12 protein-coding genes are annotated in these 19,648 nt (G+C 63.5%); 4 read left to right on the plus strand and 8 right to left on the minus strand.

What is annotated here, in order from left to right; translation table 11 throughout:
* Window positions 1–22: 22 nt before the first annotated feature.
* Window positions 23–1,888: an amidohydrolase gene (locus LNV08_RS15810; protein WP_263534683.1), complete on the minus strand. Its 1,866-nt coding sequence runs from the start codon at window positions 1,886–1,888 to the stop codon at window positions 23–25.
* Window positions 1,889–2,009: 121 nt separating this feature from the next.
* On the minus strand, window positions 2,010–7,679 hold the full coding sequence (gene uvrA, locus LNV08_RS15815; RefSeq protein ID WP_263534684.1) for an excinuclease ABC subunit UvrA: 5,670 nt from the start codon (window positions 7,677–7,679) through the stop codon (window positions 2,010–2,012).
* A gap of 391 nt (window positions 7,680–8,070) precedes the next feature.
* On the opposite strand from uvrA, the gene LNV08_RS15820 reads away from it, so the two are divergent.
* Entirely contained in the window at window positions 8,071–8,595 is a 525-nt protein-coding gene (locus tag LNV08_RS15820) for a response regulator (protein ID WP_263534685.1), read from the plus strand.
* 66 nt (window positions 8,596–8,661) lie between these two features.
* On the opposite strand, the gene LNV08_RS23080 is transcribed toward LNV08_RS15820, so the two are convergent.
* A complete protein-coding gene (locus LNV08_RS23080; protein ID WP_318014130.1) occupies window positions 8,662–10,203 on the minus strand; it encodes a methyl-accepting chemotaxis protein in 1,542 nt (513 codons plus the stop codon).
* A 211-nt stretch (window positions 10,204–10,414) separates the two neighbouring features.
* Between LNV08_RS23080 and LNV08_RS15835 the strand changes: the two genes are divergently transcribed.
* From LNV08_RS15835 to LNV08_RS15840, 3 genes are all read left to right on the plus strand, one after another.
* Window positions 10,415–11,965 carry a malonate--CoA ligase gene (locus LNV08_RS15835; RefSeq protein ID WP_263534686.1) on the plus strand — a complete coding sequence of 517 codons (1,551 nt, stop codon included), beginning with the start codon at window positions 10,415–10,417 and terminating at the stop codon, window positions 11,963–11,965.
* A complete protein-coding gene (locus tag LNV08_RS23210) occupies window positions 11,962–12,186 on the plus strand; it encodes a cysteine-rich CWC family protein (protein ID WP_409993952.1) in 225 nt (74 codons plus the stop codon). Before LNV08_RS15835 ends, LNV08_RS23210 begins: the two co-directional genes overlap by 4 nt.
* Window positions 12,187–12,329: 143 nt before the next feature.
* The gene (locus LNV08_RS15840; RefSeq protein WP_263534687.1) at window positions 12,330–13,502 is read left to right on the plus strand and encodes a response regulator transcription factor; all 1,173 of its coding nucleotides are present in this window, start codon (window positions 12,330–12,332) and stop codon (window positions 13,500–13,502) included.
* 4 nt (window positions 13,503–13,506) lie between these two features.
* Here LNV08_RS15840 and LNV08_RS15845 read toward each other — a convergent pair whose 3' ends face one another.
* The 5 genes from LNV08_RS15845 to LNV08_RS15865 form a co-directional block, all read right to left on the minus strand.
* Window positions 13,507–14,847 carry an NRAMP family divalent metal transporter gene (locus LNV08_RS15845; protein WP_263534688.1) on the minus strand — a complete coding sequence of 447 codons (1,341 nt, stop codon included), beginning with the start codon at window positions 14,845–14,847 and terminating at the stop codon, window positions 13,507–13,509.
* The gene (locus tag LNV08_RS15850) at window positions 14,844–15,278 is read right to left on the minus strand and encodes a universal stress protein (protein WP_263534689.1); all 435 of its coding nucleotides are present in this window, start codon (window positions 15,276–15,278) and stop codon (window positions 14,844–14,846) included. The genes LNV08_RS15845 and LNV08_RS15850 overlap by 4 nt, the downstream gene beginning before the upstream one ends.
* Window positions 15,279–15,359: 81 nt before the next feature.
* Window positions 15,360–15,845 carry a hypothetical protein gene (locus LNV08_RS15855; protein ID WP_263534690.1) on the minus strand — a complete coding sequence of 162 codons (486 nt, stop codon included), beginning with the start codon at window positions 15,843–15,845 and terminating at the stop codon, window positions 15,360–15,362.
* 32 nt (window positions 15,846–15,877) lie between these two features.
* Window positions 15,878–16,501 carry an EcsC family protein gene (locus LNV08_RS15860; RefSeq protein WP_263534691.1) on the minus strand — a complete coding sequence of 208 codons (624 nt, stop codon included), beginning with the start codon at window positions 16,499–16,501 and terminating at the stop codon, window positions 15,878–15,880.
* A gap of 115 nt (window positions 16,502–16,616) precedes the next feature.
* Window positions 16,617–19,601 carry an adenosylcobalamin-dependent ribonucleoside-diphosphate reductase gene (locus LNV08_RS15865; protein WP_263534692.1) on the minus strand — a complete coding sequence of 995 codons (2,985 nt, stop codon included), beginning with the start codon at window positions 19,599–19,601 and terminating at the stop codon, window positions 16,617–16,619.
* Between the last annotated feature and the right edge of the window lie 47 nt (window positions 19,602–19,648).

Below are 19,648 nucleotides of genomic sequence, written 5' to 3' on the forward strand. Positions count from 1 at the left end.
CATTTGGCGCGGGCTCGCCGGCTCAGCGCTTCCCGTCGCCGCCCGCCATCACAGCCGTCATGCGGAACATCGCATCATGTGCACAGACCTCGCCGGGCTCGCCGCTGTGGCCGCCGAAGGCCGTCAGCAGCGGCGTGATGTCGGGTGCTGCGACGGCCTTCTTGGTGCCGGGCTCAAGGCGGAAGATGGTCTTGCCTTCCTTGATGGTCTCGGTGACCTTGATCTCGGCAATCGTGTCCGGCTTCACCGCCGTCGGGTCTTTCGACAGCAGCGCGAAGTCGGCCAGCTTGCCGACCTCCAAGCTGCCCTTGGTCTTTTCTTCGAAGTGGTGATAGGCCGGCCAGATCGTCATCGCTTTCAAAGCAGTGATGACATCAACCCGATGCTCTGGGCCAACGATGCGACCCGAGCCGCGCGCGCGGCGGGTGACGGTAGCGTCCAGCACCCGCATCGAGTCCGGGAAGGCCACCGGCGCATCGTGATGGCTGGAGAAGATCATGCCGCGCTTGCGTGCCCAGCCGGTGGGCGAGATGTTCAAGCCCGCCTGCGGGCCAACCGTGTGATCAAGATGCCAGTCACCCCAGTAAAAGGTATGCATGGGGAACAGCGAGGGAATGACGCCCAGCGACTTGTAGCTGTCGAGTTGATCCTCGCGCAGGAACTGGCCATGGATCAGCACTGGGCGCAGAGCCTTGGCTTGCGGGAAGCGAGCCTGCGCCGCTTGGTGTGAGGCAATCAAGAGGTCGGAGGCCCGCTCGCCATTGGAGTGAGTGATGACCTGGATGCCGTTTTCGGCCGCCCATTGCACGGCGCCCATCACGTCTTCGGCAGAAGCTGCGGCATAACCCGAATAACCCTCGGGATAGTTGCCGACCAGCTTGTAATAAGGCTTGTCACGCCAAGCGGTGAAACCCTGCGGGCTGCCGTCGATGGTGAGCTTGGCACCGGCGACGCGGAAGCGGTTGGTGTAAGTATTGCTCTGGTTCGCCTTGATGAAGGCCCGGTCCACCAGCACATCGGGATAGGTGTTGACGTCATTGGCGAAGCCGCCCTCGGCCGCCACCTGTTTCATGACGGCGACAATCTGCGGCGTGGACCGGCCTTCTTCGGCCGTGGTGTAGCCAAAGCGGGCCCAGAGCTTGGCGCCTTCGCGCGCAAAGGTCTTCAAGCCCTCAGGCCCCACACGACCCAACACCGCCGGGAGGGCGCTGGAAAAAGCTGTTTCTTCGATCGTGCCATTGGGCTCGGTGCTGCCGGGCTTGCGTTGGATCACGCCGCCTGCGGGGTTTTTGGTGCTGGCGTCATAACCGATGACCTTCAACATGGCGGAATTGGCAGTGGCCAAATGGGCCGACTGGTGCACGATCAGAATTGGAATGTCTTTGGAGACCTCGTCCAGCTCCTCTTTGGTCGGATGGCGCAGTTCTTTCAGTTGGGCGTTGTCATAGCCAAAACCAAGAATGAGTTGGGTCTTCTCGACCGCAGCGGCGTTCTTTTGCACCCAGTCACGCAGCGTCTGCTGCAGCGAGGCGATGTCCTTGACTTCACCATCGGGCGGCGCCAGCAGATTGGCCGAAAGTGCCTGCAAACCGCCACCAAAAATATGGCCATGTGCGTCGACAAAGCCGGGAATGAGGGTTTGACCCTTGAGATCCACGAGCTGTGTGGCGGGGCCCTTCAACTTCATCACCTCGCGGCTCTTGCCCACGGCAATGATCTTGCCGTCGGCGACAGCCACCGCTTCGGCGCGCATGGCCTTGTCGTTCATGGTCAGGATGGTGCCGCCCGACCAGATGCTGTCGGCCATCTGCGGGGCGGCCATTGCTGGCGCGGCAAGCGTGAGGATGGCCGCCATCAGTGCGGACGTATTCAGGTTTACTCGGTTCATAGCTGGGCTCCTCGCTGAGAGTGGGGTGTTTGATCGGTATGGTTTCATGCCGCGAGACTCGGGCGCCAACGGGCGCCAAAGTCAAACTACGCCGACGGATTTTGCCACCACAGATGAGCCGTTATGTGCCCCGCGCCAACACCGGCCGCAGCGCTACGCCGGTGTGCGAGCCCGCCGCCACGACCACCTCCGGCGTGCCCTCCACCACCACCTCACCACCTGCCGTGCCGCCATCCGGCCCCAGGTCGATGACCCAGTCGGCTTCGGCGATCACGTCGAGGTCATGCTCGATCACGACGACCGAATGCCCGCCCGCCACCAGCCGGTGCAGCACGCGGATCAGCCGCTCGACATCGGCCATGTGCAGGCCCACCGTCGGCTCGTCCAGCACATAGAGGGTGTGCGGCGCCTTCTGGCCGCGCCGCCCGACCTCGTCGCGCACCTTGACCAGCTCGCTGACCAGCTTCATCCGCTGCGCCTCGCCGCCGGACAGCGTCGGTGACGGTTGACCCAGGGTCAGATAACCGAGGCCCACGTCCTGCATCAGCTTGAGTGGATGACCAATCGCCGGCATCGCGGCAAAAAACGGCGCGGCCTCGTCGACCTCCATCGCCAGCACATCGCCGATGCTCTTGCCCCGCCAGCTAACGCCCAGCGTCTCCGGATTGAAACGTTGGCCATGGCATTGGTCGCACAGCACCTTCACATCGGGCAAAAAGCTCATCTCGATGGTGCGCATGCCCTGGCCCTCGCAACCGGGGCAGCGGCCTTCGCCGGTGTTGAAGCTGAAGCGATTCGCCGCATAGCCGCGCGCGCGGCTCTCCAGCGTGTCGGCAAAGAGCTTGCGGATCGCGTCCCAGAAACCGATGTAAGTCGCAGGGCAGCTGCGCGGCGTCTTGCCAATCGGCGTCTGGTCAACCTCCAGCACCCGGTCGACCAGTTCATGGCCTTCAATGCCGGCACAACCGATCCAATGCGCGGGCGCTTTGCGCAGCGGCACGGCCTGCGCCATATTCGCGAGCAGCACATCGCGGGCCAGCGTGCTCTTGCCGCTGCCCGACACGCCGGTCACCGCGACGAGGCGGTGCAGCGGCACATCGAGCGTGACGTGTTGCAGGTTGTGCAAGCTCGCATCCAGCACGCGCAGGCGCGGCGCACCTTCGACCATCTCACGGCGTGCTTGCAGCGGATGGATCAGCGGCTTGGACAGAAAGCGCCCGGTGACCGAGTCCGGCCGCAACGCCAGATCGGCGACCGAGCCCTCCGCCACCACATGCCCGCCGCGCTTGCCGGCACCGGGGCCGATGTCGATGATGTGGTCGGCGCGGCGAATCGTGTCCTCGTCATGCTCGACCACGACCAGCGTGTTGCCCAGGTCACTCAAGCGCCCCAGCGCCTTCAAGAGGATCTGGTTGTCGCGCGGATGCAGGCCTATCGTCGGCTCATCCAAGACATAGCAAACGCCTTGTAGATTCGAGCCCAACTGCGCCGCCAGGCGGATTCGCTGCGCCTCGCCGCCGGACAAGGTCGGTGCGGCGCGGTCCAGGGTCAGATAACCAAGACCCACCTCTTCCAGAAACTCCAGCCGGCCCTTGATCTCGCTGACCACATCCCGCGCAATTTCGGCGTCACGACCCAGCAGCGTCAGGCCGTCGACCCAGGCGCGCGCGTCCTTGACGCTCCAGGACGCCACCGTGCTGATGGCCTGATCCTCGAAGGTCACCGCCCGCGCGGAGGGGTTGAGCCGTGCGCCATGGCATTCACCGCAGGGCTGGTCGGCCAGGCCTTCGATCTCGACCTCCTGGCCGGCAAAGCTCTGCTCGCGGCCGCCCTTGTCGTCTTGAATGGAGTCGTCCAAGGCCTTGCGCTGCTCGCGCGTCAGCGCCAAGCCCGTGCCCACGCAGCCGGTGCACCAGCCATGTTTGCTGTTGTAGCTGAACATGCGCGGGTCCAGCTCGGCATAGCTGGTGCCACAGGTCGGGCAGGCACGCTTGGTGCTGAAGACCTTGACCGTACCGATGCCAAGCGTCGAATGCGCCTCGGCCAAAGCGCGGTGCAAGCCGTCCAAGGGCGTCAGCAAATGCAGCACGCCCTTGCCGAGGTCCAGCGCCTTGGCCAACATCTCGCGCAGCTCGCCTTCGTTGGCGGCCGAGATGACAAGATCGCCGACCGGCAACTCCAGCGTGTGCTCCTTGAAGCGATCCAAGCGCGGCCAAGGCGCGGTGGCAATGAACTCGCCGTCCACACGCAGATGCGTGTAACCGCGCGCCTTCGCCCATTTCGCCAAATCGGTGTAGAGGCCCTTGCGGTTCATCACCAAGGGTGCCAACAGGCCGACATGCTGGCCCATGTGATCGCGCAGCAGCTGCGCGGCGATCGACTCGACGCTTTGCGGCCGCACCGGCGTGCCGTCATGCATGCAATGCTGGACACCTAACTTCACATACAGCAGGCGCAGGAAATGCCAGACCTCGGTGGTGGTGGCCACCGTGCTCTTGCGGCCACCGCGGCTGAGGCGCTGTTCGATCGCCACCGTCGGCGGGATGCCCCAGACCGCATCGACCTCGGGCCGGCCGGCCGGCTGCACGATGGAGCGCGCATAGGCGTTGAGCGACTCCAGATAGCGGCGCTGACCCTCGTTGAACAGAATATCGAAGGCCAGCGTCGACTTGCCCGAGCCCGACACGCCGGTGATCACATTGAACTTGCCACGCGGGATCGACACATTGACCGACTGCAGATTGTGCTCACGCGCATTGACGATCTGGATTACCTCGTCGGCCTTGGCACGGGCGCGGCGGGCTCGGATCAAGCTCTGCAGCGGCATGCCCTCCTCGACCTTGTGATCCACCGCCACCGCCGGCCTGTCCATATGGGCCGAGTACTCGCGCAGCGCCAGCGCGGTATGCGATGTGGGGTGCTCCTTGACCTGCTCGGGCGTGCCGACGCAGACCAGCTCGCCGCCGCCCTCGCCGCCTTCGGGGCCGAGGTCGATCAACCAATCGGCCGCGCGGATCACGTCCAGGTTGTGCTCGATCAGGATCAGCGAATGGCCGATGGTCAGCAATTTGCGCAGCGCCCGCATCAGCTTTGCGATGTCATCAAAATGCAAGCCTGTGGTCGGCTCGTCGAACATGAAGAGCGTGCCTTTTTTGGCCAGCGCTTGGCGCGGCTTGCTCGCCGCCTCGGCGAGGAAACCGGCCAACTTGAGCCGCTGCGCCTCGCCGCCCGACAGCGTCGGCACCGGCTGGCCCAGCTTCACGTACTCCAAGCCCACATCGACAATCGGCTGCAGCTTGGCGACCACCTCGCGGTCGTCTTTGAACAGGCGCACCGCTTCGCTAACGGTCAATTCAAGCACGTCGGCGACGCTCATGCTGCGCTCGGCTCGTTCGAGCTTGACGTCCAGCATCTCGGCCCGGTAGCGCCGGCCATCGCAATCGGGGCAGCGCAGATAGACGTCAGACAAAAACTGCATCTCGACATGCTCGAAGCCCGAGCCACCGCAGGTCGCGCAGCGGCCGTCGCCGGCATTGAAGCTGAACATGCCGGCCGTGTAGCTGCGCTCGGCCGACATCGGCGCGGCCGCAAACAGCTTGCGCAACTCGTCAAACGCGCCGACATAAGAGGCCGGATTGGAGCGCGCGGTCTTGCCAATCGGCGACTGATCGACGAACACCGCGTCGGCCAACCAATCGGCGCCGAGCAGGCGTTCATGCTGGCCCGGTGTCTCGGTCTGCTGGCCAAAATGGCGCGCCAAGGCTGGATACAAAACATCTTGCATCAGCGTGCTCTTGCCCGAGCCGGACACACCCGTCACCACCACCATGCGCTGTAAGGGGAACTCGACCGTGACATTGCGCAGATTGTGCTCACGCACGCCTTCGATGATCAGCTTGGGCGTGCTGGCTTCGACCGGGCGCTTCACCCCCATGCCAACTAGCTTGCGCGCGCCCATATAGGCGCCGGTCAGCGTGTCGGCAGCGCGGATCGTCTCGGGCGTGCCGTCAAACACGATCTGCCCGCCGCGCTCGCCGGGGCCCGGCCCCATATCGATCAAGCGGTCGGCCGCCAGCATCACCGCCGGGTCATGCTCGACCACGACCAGCGTGTTACCGGCGTCGCGCAGCCGGTGCATGGCCTGGACGATGCGGCCCATATCGCGCGGGTGCAGGCCGATGCTGGGTTCGTCCAGCACAAACAAGGTGTTGACCAGCGAGGTGCCTAAAGCGGTGGTCAGGTTGATGCGCTGCACCTCGCCGCCGCTGAGCGTGCGGCTCTGGCGGTCCAGCGTCAGGTAGCCGATGCCAACATCGCAGAGGTATTTGAGCCGGTTGCGGATTTCCTCCAGCAGCAACTTGAGGGCATCGTCCAAGAGCGTGCTGGGCAGCTGCAGTTGGTCGAGGAAGCTGCGCAGCCGGTGGATCGGCAGCTGCATCAAATCGTGCAAGGCCAGGCCTGGCAAGGACTCCAGTTGTTCGCGCGTCCAGTCCACGCCTTTGGGCAACAAGCGCTGATGGGCCGGCAACCAAGCATCGGCCAGTTCCTTGCTGCCGACACGCCAGAGCAGCGATTCGGTCTTCAGCCGTGCGCCGTCGCAAGTGCCGCAGGTCGTGTAGCTGCGGTACTTGGACAAGAGCACACGGATATGCATCTTGTAGGCCTTGCTCTCCAGATATTCGAAGAAGCGCTTGACGCCATACCACTGCTTGTTCCAGTTGCCGGTCCAGTTCGGCGAGCCATTGATGACCCAGTCTTGTTGAGCCGACGAGAGCTGATTCCAGGAGGTGTCGCGCGGGATACCGGCGTCGGCGGCGTACTTGAGCAGGTCGTCCTGGCTGTCTTTCCAGGCCGGCGTCGACAAGGTCTTGATCGCGCCATTGCGCAGCGTCTTCTTGCCGTCCGGGATCACCAGGCCGAGGTCAACCCCGATCACCCGCCCAAAGCCCCGGCAGGTCTCGCAAGCGCCCATCGCCGAGTTGAAAGAGAACAGCGGCGGCTGCGGCTCCTGGTAGCGCAGATCGCTTTCAGGGCAATGCAGGCCGGTGGAGTAACGCCATAGTTCAGGCTCTGGCCCTTCTTCCTTGGGCAGAACATAAACATTCATCCGTCCGCTGCCGCGCTTCAGGCAAAGCTCAATCGCCTCCATCGCGCGTTGCTTGTCGGTGCCTTGCAACCTGAATCTATCCGCCACCACATCCAGCAGCTTGCGCGGGCCGGTGATGGAGGCCACTTCACGTTCGGCCTGCACCTTGGTGAAACCGCTGGCCGACAGCCATTGGGTCACCTCGTCCGAGCTGGTCGTCGCCGGCAACTCGACCGGGAAGGTCAAAACAATCCGGGGATCCAAGCTCTTGGTCCGCTCCAGCAACTCCAGGTAGACCGTCTGCGCCGTGTCATGCCTGACCGGCTGCGCGGTTTTCTTGTCGAACAACTCGGCCGCACGGGCGAACAAGAGCTTCAGGTGGTCGTTCAGCTCGGTCATCGTGCCGACCGTGGAGCGGGAGGTGCGCACCGGGTTGGTCTGGTCGATCGCGATCGCCGGCGGCACGCCGTCAACGCGGTCAACGGCGGGGCGATCCATGCGGTCAAGGAACTGACGCGCATAGGCCGAGAAGGTCTCGACATAGCGGCGCTGACCCTCGGCATAAAGGGTGTCAAAGACCAGACTGGATTTGCCCGAGCCGCTTGGGCCGGTGACCACGGTCAACTCCCCCGTGTGCAAATCAAGATCGATGTTCTTCAGATTGTGTTGACGGGCGCCGCGGATGCGGATGGTGCCTTCTGACATGGAGTAGACCTGCTGCTGCACTGGGACCGATCATTCTAGGAAGCCTGGATGACCAAAGCTGTCAGCAGACATCCCGTCCTGCCAAGAAAAAGGCCAAATCGGCGCTTGATGGCAGTGCAGACAACTATTCAGGCCGGTCAAGCCCCCCAATCGCGGGGGGTTGTGGGCTGCGCGGGACGAAGCACCGATCAAGCCTGTTGCAGCGCGGCCGCGCAGCAGCAACAATGCAGGCCGGCAGCAATTTGGCTCAAACAACGCTCGGATCAGCGCCTAGTCAAGCGCCCGAGGCTATAAAAAGCACTGCTGACGCCAGGCGCAGGAGCCGCCAGCAGCGCAGGCAGCGCCAAATTCGCGATGAGGTGTGCAAGCGGCACAAAGGGGAGGGAGCGATATGGAAACCAGCAGTTTTAAGAACGCCGTTGCGGCCAACTGGTTGCGCATGTCTGCTCAGCATTCGAACGAAGGCGGCATGCCGGACGAGCAAGACAGCCTGCTGGGCGGGGCCAAGTTCGCCGCCGGCACTGAGCCGCCCACCGTGCTCTTGGTGGAAGACAATCAAATCAATCAAGTCGTCGCCTTGGAATTCCTCGCCGTCATGGGTCTGCGCAGCCGCCTGGCCAAAAACGGCCTGGAAGCCCTGGCGTCTTGCAAGGCCAGCCCGCCCGATCTGGTCTTGATGGACATTCAGATGCCCGGCATGGACGGCCTGGAATGCACCCGCCAGCTGCGCGAGTTGCAGGCGACGGGCGCCTTGCCGGCCTTCCCCATCTTGGCCTTGACGGCCCATGCGCTGGAAAGCGATATCGCCGCCAGCATGGCCGCCGGCATGGACGAGCACCTGACCAAGCCGCTGGACTTCGTCGCCTTGCGTGGCCGCCTGGGCCGCTGGTTGGCGCTGCCGGGCCTGAAATCCTGACGACTCACACGAAAACGGGAATATTCACAATTTTCGTTTTCGGGCCCTTGCGGACCCGACCGGGCATCAGCGTTTGGTCTTGAACACCGCCACCGTATCGTTCAGCCCCTGTGCCTGCTGCTTGAGTGATTCAGCGGCGGCGGCCGTTTCTTCCACCAAAGCCGCGTTTTGCTGCGTCATGCTGTCGAGTTGGGTGACGGCCTGGTTGACCTGCGCGATCCCATCCGACTGACCCGCACTCGCCTGGCTGATCTCGTTGACGGTGGTGGTGACGCGTTGCACCGCGCCCAAAATCTCATCCATCGAGGCCCCGGCGCGGCTGACCTGCTGCGTACCGGCATTGACACGCTCGACCGAGTCCATGATCAGCGTCTTGATTTCCTTGGCGGCTTCGGCCGAGCGGCCGGCCAAGCTGCGCACCTCGCTGGCCACCACAGCGAAACCGCGCCCTTGCTCGCCCGCGCGTGCCGCTTCGACGGCGGCGTTCAACGCCAAGATATTGGTCTGGAATGCCACGCCGTCAATGACCGAGATGATGTCTGAAATCTTGCGGCTGGCGGCCGAGATGCCCTCCATCGTGCCGACCACCTCGCTCATCACCGCCGCGCCGTCGCGGGCACGGTCCGCCGCCGTGTCGGCCAGCTGATTGGTTTGCCGTGCCGCTTGTGCCGTGTGTTTGACCTGCTCGGTCAGGCCTTGCATGGAGGCCGCTGTTTCCTGCAGATTGGACGCCGCTTGCTCGGTTCGCATGGACAAATCCTGGCTGCCCGAAGCCACCTCGCTGGAGGCATGACCGATCGAGTCCGTCGCGCCGCGAATGGCCTGCACCAACTCACTGAGCCGGTCCTGCATCGCCACCACCTGCTCCATCACCAGGCCGATCTCATCGCGCTGGCCGACTTCGATCGTGACACGCAGATCACCTTCGGCCACCGCCTGCATCACGCTTTGCATCGCGCTCAATCGACGCCGCAGCCCGCGCACAAAGATCTCGACCGCCAGCATGGCCAGCGCGCCCACCACCAGCACCGCAACCATGCCAAATGCGGCATCGCCATTGGCGATCGCCTGCACGTCATCGATGTAAATGCCGGAACCAAAGACCCAGCCCCAAGGCGCAAAGCCCATCACAAAAGAGCGCTTGGCCACGGGCTCGGAAGCGCCGGGCTTGGCCCACAAATAATCCACATAGCCTGAACCGCTGGCCCGAACCACTTGCACCATCTCGACAAATAAGGCCTTGCCCTTGGGGTCTTTATTGCCACTCAGGTCTTTGCCGTCAAGCTCGGGCTTGATCGGATGCATGACCATCTGCGGCCCCATATCGTTGATCCAGATGTACTCGTTGCCTGAGTAACGAATCTTGCTGATTTCAGCGGCGGCGGCAGCCTTGGCGTCCGCCTCGCTCATCGCGCCCGACTTGGCCTTGTCATGAAAGCCGCTCGCTATTTTTTCGGCACGCTTGACCTGCTCTATCGTGGTCATCATCTTGACGGTCATCAGACTGCTGCTGGCTCTTTGAGCCAGCAAGACCATCAACAAGGCAAAACCCAGCACCGCCAACAGCACGGCCGCACGCAAACGCGTCGCCAACATCATCTTGGACATGGTTGTCTCCTCTTCTTTTCTATGACCAATTTGTGAATCGAGTCGATGGTCGTGTCAATTTTTCTCACTATGCTGGAGGAAGGCCGGGCGTGGCAAGCTGCGCAAACGGCGATAAGCGAGCTGAATCACTGCCTTTCTCGGTTCGGTACAGAGCAATCAGCGGCAGGTCACAATCGCTGCATCTGCTGTTTCAGCTCTGCCTCCAAGCCACATGAACGCCAATCTTTTTGCCGCCCTGCAGGGCGCCTTCCCCGCCGACCTGGACAGTTGCGCTATTGAATGCGCCGAGTGTTCCGACGGAAGCGCGCAGGGCCAAGCGCTGCACTACAGCTGGCGCGACCTTGAGCGCGGCACGGCAATGCTGGCGAACTTGTTGCTGTCGCTGGATTTGCCTGCCGGCAGCCGCATCGCCGCCCATACCGAAAAAAGCGTCGAGGCACTGATGCTTTACCTCGCCGTACTGCGAGCCGGCTACGTCTACCTGCCGCTCAACCCCGCCTACCAAGCGGCCGAGCTGGACTATTTCCTCAAGGACGCCGAGCCAGCCGTGCTGGTTTGCGCCGGAGCTCAGTTTGGCTGGGTCTCCAAGCTGGCGTTTCTGGCCGGCACGACCTATGTCTTCACCCTGAACAGCGACCGCAGCGGCAGCCTGCTGGACCGAGCCTCATCGATGAGCGATCGGCACGATGTCGCCGAAAAGAGCGCCGGCGACCTGGCCGCCATTCTCTACACCAGCGGCACCACCGGCCTGTCCAAGGGCGCCATGCTGAGCCACGGCAATCTGCTCAGCAACGCACGCACGCTCAAAGATTTTTGGGCCTGGCGCAGCGACGATGTCTTGATCCATGCGCTGCCGATCTTTCACGTGCACGGTCTGTTTGTCGCCTCCCATGGCGCAATTCTTGCTGGCGCCAAGATGATTTGGTTTGCCAAGTTTGAGCCGCGCGAGGTGATACGCCGCTTTGCCGACGCGACGGTCTTCATGGGCGTGCCCACGCTCTATGTGCGCATGCTCGGCGAGGCCGCCTTGACGCCCGCAGCCTGCGCGAGGATGCGGCTTTTCATCAGCGGCTCCGCGCCGCTGCTGCTGGACACTTTTGCCGACTGGCAGACCCGCAGCGGCCACATCATCCTGGAGCGCTACGGCATGAGCGAAACGCTGATGCTGAGCTCCAACCCCTGCCGCGCCTTGGACGGCGAGCGGGTGGGCGGCACGGTCGGGCCGGCGCTGCCCGGCGTTGAGCTGCGCGTGCAAGATGAGGCTGGCCGCCTCTGCGCGCCGGGCGAGATCGGAGCCATCGAGGTGCGCGGCCCGAGTGTATTCAGCGGCTACTGGCGCATGCCGGAGAAGACACAGCAGGAATTCACCGCCGACGGCTGGTTCAAGACCGGCGACGTTGGCAAACGCGATGCCAATGGCTATGTCACGATTGTTGGGCGCAGCAAAGACCTGATCATCAGCGGCGGCTTCAATGTCTACCCGGCCGAGATCGAAGGTTTTTTGAACGAGCTGGAGGGCGTTGCCGAGTCGGCGGTGATTGGCGTGCCGCATGCCGACTTCGGCGAGGCCGTCATCGCCGTTCTGGTGGCCAAGCCCGCCCACAGCCTCGACGGCGCGGCGCTGATCGCCACACTGAAACGCCAGATTGCCGGCTTCAAAGTGCCCAAGCAAATCTTCGTCGTCGGCGAATTGCCGCGCAATGCAATGGGCAAGGTGCAAAAGAAGCTGCTGCGCGAACAGCATGGCGGGTTGTTTGCATGACCGCGCTCGGCAAGCCACTTGAGGACCGCTGCCCACGCTGCGGCGGCAGCTTTCACTGCGCTGCGGCCGAGGGCTTTTGCGACTGTTTCGAACTGCAATTGAGCGCCCCGCTGCGCCAAGCTTTGGCCGCGCAGTACAGCAGCTGCCTGTGCATCAATTGCCTCAAACAACTACAGTCACAAACGCCTACACAGCTGGGAGCCGGGCCCGCTCAAGTCTGAGCGCTTTGGCGGAAAAGCGGCCCCAGCGGGGGGCATTTCCGAGCTATGCTGGCAAGCATCGCACCGTAATATGGAAGAGCAACGACAGTCTGTATTGCCTGGACTCACGCCCTCCACCTTCAAGCCTTGCGCCGAAAGTCAGCATGAACGCACCTCAGCACAACGCCGCCCTGCCCACTATTTTGGTCGTTGATGATTCGCCCGACATCTTGATCCTGATGGAAGAGTTGCTGAGCGATCAATACAACATCCTGACCGCCTCCGGCGGCGCCCAGGCATTGGAAATCATTGACGGCTCGGTGCCGCCGGATCTGGTGCTGCTCGACTGCATGATGCCGGGCATGGACGGCTACGAGACTTGCCGCAAATTGCGCAGCTCAAGCGCTGCCGGCACACCGGTGATATTTTTGTCTGCGCTGAGCTCGATCGAAGAGCGCCTACTGGGCTATTCGGCCGGCGGCGACGACTATGTCTGCAAGCCCTTCGACATGCCTGAGCTGATCGCCAAGATCGAGCGCCAGTTGGCCGTCGTGAGCTCCAAGCGCGAACTGGGCAACCAGCTCAACGAGGCCGTCAACGCGGTGATGAGCAGCGCCGATATGGTGGGCGAAGTCGGCGTGGTGCTGGACTTCCAGCGCGCCCTGAACGCCTGCACCGATTACGCCGGCATCGCCGCCCAGCTTTTCGAATCGTTCGAGAGATATCGCCTGGACGGCTGCATACGCATCCAGGGCAAGATGGGCATGGTTTCACTCAATAGCAAGACCACCTGCACCGCGCTGGAGCTGTCCATCCTGGACCACCTGGCGGCGCAAAAACCCGACCCGCGCATCCGCCCCTTCGGCCCGCACACCAGCTTCAACTTCGGCAGCATCATCCTGTTTTTGCGCGATCTACCGATGACGCGCTCACCCGATATGGACCCCGAGCTGGCCGAACGCCACGGCCGCGCCATTGACAATGTGGCGCTGCTGATCGAGGGCGCTTGCACCAAGGTGACGGCGCTTGACAACGAGCTGGCGGTGCGCGAACTCAACAGCACCGTGATCAAGATGGTCAGCATGACCCGCTTGGCGCTGGCGGATATTTCAGCCAAGAACAAGGCCATGTCCAACGAGGTGCAGACCTTGTTCGAGTCCTTGGCCAAAGATGTGGACGACAGCTATATGAATCTCGGGCTGCTGTCACAGCAAGAGGAATTCCTCAGCGGGCTGATCAAGTCCTATATGTCGGCGGTGATTCAAGCGCTGGCCAAAGGCCGTGAGACTGAAGGCAAGCTGGGCAAGGTGATTGAGCAGCTCGGTCAGCTGAAATAGCCCATCAGGCAATCACCCCCAGCCAACTCAGGCCCAGGGCACCCACGCACGCGACGATCAAGCCAATGCTGACCCAACCGGCCAGCGCACCCCAAGCGCCGGTGCGCGCCGTGCCCATCACGCCCGCATCGCGTGCCAGCAATTGCAGTGCGATCACATGCAAGGGCAGCATCACCGCGTTGACGACCTGGCTGGTGTAGATCAGCGGAATCAAGGGCAGGCCCGGCAGCGACACGACACTGGCCGCCGCCACCGTCAAGCCCACAAAGGCGGCATAAAAGAGCTGAAAGTGGCGCGAGTCCAGGTCCAGCGACGCCGGCGCTCCTATCCCTTCGGCGATCGAATAAGCGGTCGCCAAAGGCACGATGGCCGCGGCCAGCAGCGAGGCCCCGAGCAGGCCGGCGCCGAACAAAACGGTGGCGAAGTTGCCTGCCAGCGGAGCGAGCGCGGCGGCCGCGTCGCTGGCGTCGTTGATGTGCACACCGGCCCGGTTCAAGGTGGCCGCGCAGGCCACCGCAATCGCCAGCCCGATCACGCCGGTCAGCACCGACCCCACCACCACATCGACACGCTCCCAGCGCAACTTGTCCAGCGTCACCTTCTTGTCCACCGCATAGGATTGGATGAAGGCCAGGCCCCAAGGCGCCAATGTCGTGCCCAGGGTGGCGGCAATCACCACCCAACCGGCCGGGCTGCTTGGGAGATGGGGGACGACCGAGTTATGCAAGACCTGACCCCAATCCGGCCCGGCCAGAATCCCGGCGACGATGTACAGCGCCAGCGTGGACGAGATCAACAGCAAGACCCGCTCGACGCGGTGAAAAGAGCCGTAAACCACCAAGCCGCACATCAGCAGCGCAGCGAGCGGCGAGCTGATCCAGTTGGGAATGGCGACCAGCGAGCCGGCAGCGGAAATGCCAGCGTACTCGGCGCAGATGGTGCCGAAGTTGGCGAACAGCAGACCCAAGGCGCCAAAGTAGCCGGCGCTCTTGCCCCAGCGCTGCCGGATCACACCGACAAAGCCCAAGCCTGTCACCGCACCCAAGCGCACCGCCAGCAGATGGAACTGCACCAGCAAAATGGTCGAAGCCGGGATGATCCAAAGCAGCCGGTAGCCAAAGTCGGCCCCTAACACCGAATAGGTGGTGATGCCGGCCGGATCATCGTCGGACAGGCCCGCCAGCAGGCCCGGACCCAGTACCGCCAGGAAAGCGGCGAAAGCGCCGGCGCCGGCCGCCCGAAACCGCTGAAACCTTAAGGCAATGCCACGCCGATGATGCGCAAGCCCATGCGGCGGCGCTGTCAGGCGGGCATGATGAGGCGTCTTGCTTTTCTTTGCCCTCACTTCACAACCAAAACCGGCATCTTGGCGAGGGTCAACACCTTTTGTGCGACGCTGCCCAACAAGACTGCGTCCAGGCCGCGCCGGCCATGCGAGCCCATCACGATCAACTCGCAGCCGCTGCTGCCCGCATGTTCGGTGATCGCCTGCGCCGGGCCATGTTCACGCAAGACATGGCTGCTGTATGGAACGCCTGCAGCTTTGGCTCTTGAGGCTGCGCCGTCCAAGCCGACTTTGGCCGCAGCCTCCGCCGCATCCATGTAATAGGCCATGGCCTCGGCGCCGCCATCGGGAAAATACATAAAGGGCACCGGGTCGATGACGCTGACGATCTCCAGCGTGGCGCCGTAGCGGCCTGCCAAATCGATCGCGACCAGCGCCGCCCGTTGAGCGGTTTCCGACCCATCGGTGGGCAAAAGAATCTTCTTGAACATGGCGATCTCCTCGCTGAACAGTCAGCCATGATCCATCGGTGCAACCGGATCGGCCTTGCTCTGCATCAAGGCAAGCAGAGCCTAATCTTGCTTGACCCGCTGCAATGTCAGTTGCAAGACCAGCGCATCACTGCTGGCGCGGTGCCGGCGCAACTGCTGCTCGGCGCGCACCTGGTCTAAGACCTCGCCCCAGCGCATGGCTTCGGCCTCGCTGAGCAGGCTGCGCAAATCGGCCAGGCGAAAACTTGGCGCCAGGTCGCAGACATCGAAGAGCCGCGCGAGCCAAGGGTAGTCATGGGCCCAGGCATCGCAGTAAACGGTCTGGCCGGCCAAGCGCCGATTGATTTGCTCGGCCACCCATAGCGGCGGCTTACCATGACGTTGCAAGATTTCGCGCGTGATGCCGTGCAATGTCTCGGCCGAAGCGTCCCAATGCAACCAATCAGGTTCGGGCCGAATCAAACAACAGAAGACCGTACCCACCGGTTCAACAAAACCGATCTCGATCGGATAGCTGCCCCGGCCGAAGCCCGAGGCTTCCACATCAAGAATGGTGGGTGGCGTCATGGCCCTCAGTGTAGGCGCCAGCTGCATTAGCTTTAGTCAGGGTTGTCGATGATGAGTTCGCGTTCAAACAACTCGATTGCCGCCTTGGCAACTTGCTGGGTGTCGTAATAGGCATAGGCGCTGACGGCCGCCGCACCGACTACCGGCACCCAGCGCGACACGCCTTTTTGCAGCACCCGCTGGCTCAGCTTGGCGCCGACCGCGCCGACCACGCGCTGCACCAGCGCGCTGCTGGCCGGCCGGACCAAGACCCGTTGGCCGACCCGCACCGCCAGGTCGCGCACCGCCTGCGCCGCCGTATGGCGGAACAGGCAGTAAATCATTTGCGCCTGGCCGAGCTGCGCCGAGCGGCCGTAGAGTGCGGCGATGTCGGCCACCAATTGCGACTGGATATGCCAGACCGCCGCCATCTCCGGCAGGATCGTCAACCAGCCCAGCGGCCCTGGCGGCAGCGCGAATGCGCCGGCGGCCATCGCGGCTTTGGACGCCGCATCACTGGCTGCCTTTTTGGCAGCCTGCGCTGCCAAGGACGGGCTGGCACTGGGCAGAGCCTTGGATTCGGGCGCCGTGCCTATCAGTTTGAGCAAGGCAGTCGACAGCTTGGACTGCATTTGCTCTCTGGCAGGATCGATGGGCAGATATTCCTTTTGGGTCATGGCGTGACTCTACATGGCGCGGGGCGAGCACACTGCGTCGATAGTGCAGTGACAGGGCCGTTTGTCAGTCAATCTGCTCTCCCTCGGTGAGCATCAAGCCTCGCGCCCTACTCCCTCACCCACACTGCCCCACATACCCACAGGCGGTGCAGAAATCACAACCGTCCTTGTGAATCATCGTGCTGTTGCCACACTCCGGGCAGGGCTTGCCGGCCATCGCCTGGACCTTCTCGCCCACATGCGCCTTGGCAATCGGCGCCTGCAACAGCCCCATCTCGACCAAGGGCAGGCCCTGCTCATCCAACACACCTAACATCGCATAGCGATGGATGATCAGGCGCGCCACATAGGCCACCGTCGAGGGCCAGATCTGCTGGCGGCGCTCGCCGGTCAGCGTCGGCACCGGCGCCATGAAGTGGCCCAAGGGCTCGCCCACGTTCAGCAGCTTACGCAGCTTCATGCCTATCCAGGCCGGGTCCATCACCCGCATGTCCAGGCTCAGCAGTCGTGCCATGCCGTCCAGTGCCTTCGGATAATTGCCCGAGAAGCCCATCGCACAAGGCCGAGTGACGAAGCCACCTTCCGGCGTTGGCAGGCTGACCTCTTTCAGCGTCAGCGTGAATTGTTCGTTAGTGGCAGGATTGTCCACGTCCACCGCCCAGGCCAGCGTACCCATGGTGCTGGTGCGTGGTTCTTCACGGCTGAACATCGCGTCGATCACCGGCGTGGCGCCGCCGTCTTGCAAAGCTCCCAACTGCTCGCAGCGCCAGCGTATCACCGCGGCCGTCGCCGCCACCACACCGGGGAAGAGGCGCGACTCGCCGCTCGGCGGGATCGGCATCTCAAACGCCCGCTCCTCGGCCACCGTCGCCAGCGCATCCAGCTTCAGGCGCAACCAGGCCGCGTCATTGGTGCGCAGGTCCATAGACAAGGTCTTGGCCACCGCCGCCAAGCCGCGCGGCTGCTCGGCGCCGTTGACCCAAACCTCAAACGGCAGATTCTTGCCGAACAGACCGGCGTCAGGGCCTTCGGCCGGTAGCTCGCCGACGAAGAGCGCAAAGTCGCCATGCGGGTGGCGGATCATGTAGCTCCAGGCCGGGTTGCCGCCGGGCAACTCGGGCCGGCTCGGCCAACGCAGCGAGGCCAAGACAGCGTTCGGCAGGCGCGACACCAACATGCGCTGATTGCTGCCATCGGCCAACACCGGTTTCAAGGCTTCAGGCTCCTTGACGGCGCTCGGCTCGACGCTCAAGACCGAGCCCAGAATGCTGTTAGGCCGGTAGGTGGCCAGGCCCTTCAGACCCGCTTTCCAGGCATCGGTGTACAGATCCTGGAAGTCGGCATAGGGGTAGTCGGCCGGCACATTGACGGTCTTGGAGATCGAGGTGTCTACAAAGGGTGCCACCGCCGCCACCATGGCCGCATGGTCGGCCGCGCTCAGCTCCAGCGCGGTCACAAACGCGTCTGTCAGCTGCGCGTCTTTGCCAAACATATGACGGTACAAGCGCCAAGCATGGTCCTCGACCGCGTATTCCTTGAACGAGCCATCGGCCATGCGCTTCTTGCGCGTATAGCTCCAGCTGAAGGCCGGCTCGATGCCGTTGGAGGCGTTGTCAGCAAAGGCCAGGCTGATGGTGCCGGTCGGGGCGATCGACAGCAGGTGCGAGTTGCGCAGGCCTTGCGTGCGGATCTTGTCCTTCAAGCCATTCGGCAGCCGCGACGCAAAGTTGCCGCCGGACAGATACAGATCGGCATTGAAGAGCGGAAAGGCGCCGCGCTCAACGGCCAGATCGGCCGAGGCCTCATAGGCGGCATTACGCATCACTTCGCTCAAACGGCGCGCCACATCGCGTGCGGCCTCGGTGTCGTAACGCTGGTTCAACATCACCAAGGTGTCACCCAGGCCGGTGAAGCCCAGGCCGACGCGGCGCTTGTTGCGCGCTTCTTGCTGCTGCGCCGGCAGCGGCCAGGGCGTCACATCCAGGACGTTGTCGAGCATGCGGGTGGCAACCCGGCAAACCTCGGCATAGCCCTCTTCATCGAAGCTGGCATTCGGGCCGAACGGGTCACGCACAAAGCAAGTCAGATTGACCGAACCCAGGCAACAGCAGCCATAAGGCGGCAGCGGCTGCTCGGCGCAGGGATTGGTTGCCGCGATCGACTCGCAGTAATGCAGGTTGTTGTCGACATTGATGCGGTCCAGGAACAGCACGCCGGGCTCGGCGTGGTCATAGGTGCTGCGCATCACCTCGTCCCACAGCGCGCGCGCCTTGAGCTTGCGATAGACCCATTGCCCATCGGCGCGCTGATAGGCGCCGGCTTCGCGCTGTTTCTGGCCCGGCTCGGCCTTGTGGGTCAGCTCAATCTCGCCGTCAGCTTCAACCGCCTGCATGAACTGATCGGTGACGCCGACCGAGATATTGAAGTTCTTCAGGTCACCCTTGTCCTTGGCGCGGATGAACTCTTCGACGTCCGGGTGGTCGCAGCGCAAGACGCCCATCTGCGCGCCACGACGGCTGCCTGCGCTCTCGACCGTCTCGCAGCTGCGGTCGAACACGCGCATATAGCTGACCGGGCCAGAAGCGCTGCTCTGGGTCGAGCCGACCCAGGCGCCATGAGGACGAATACGCGAAAAGTCGTAGCCCACGCCGCCGCCACGGCGCATGGTCTCGGCCGCTTCGGTGAGCGCCGTGTAGATGCCGGGGTGGCCGTCTTCGCTGGACGCGATCGAGTCGCCAACCGGCTGCACAAAGCAGTTGATCAAGGTGGCAGACAGCTCGGTGCCAGCGGCCGAATTGATGCGCCCGGCGGGCACAAAGCCGCGCCGCTGCGCGTCCAGAAAGCGCGCTTCCCACTCGGCCCGCGCCTCGGGCGCCTCGGCCTGCGCCAAAGCGCGCGCCACGCGTTGGCGCAACTCGTCCAACGTCTGCTCGTCGCCCTTGGCGTATTTCTCCAACAGCACTTCGGCGCTGATCTCTTGGGCCGGCAGCGCAGCAGCAGGAGCGACTGCAACGCGGAAGGCCGGCAAGGCCGGCGCTGAGCCGAAGATGTCGCCTTGGGCAGCGTTGCTGGTGTTTTGAGTGGGGGTGGGCGAGGTCATGCAAAGTCTCCGGGACGGCGGGATCAAATTCGGTGCGCGATGTTGCA

Origin of the sequence: Paucibacter sp. TC2R-5 (genome assembly GCF_025717605.1) — a bacterium.
Lineage (GTDB): Bacteria > Pseudomonadota > Gammaproteobacteria > Burkholderiales > Burkholderiaceae_C > Paucibacter_A > Paucibacter_A albus.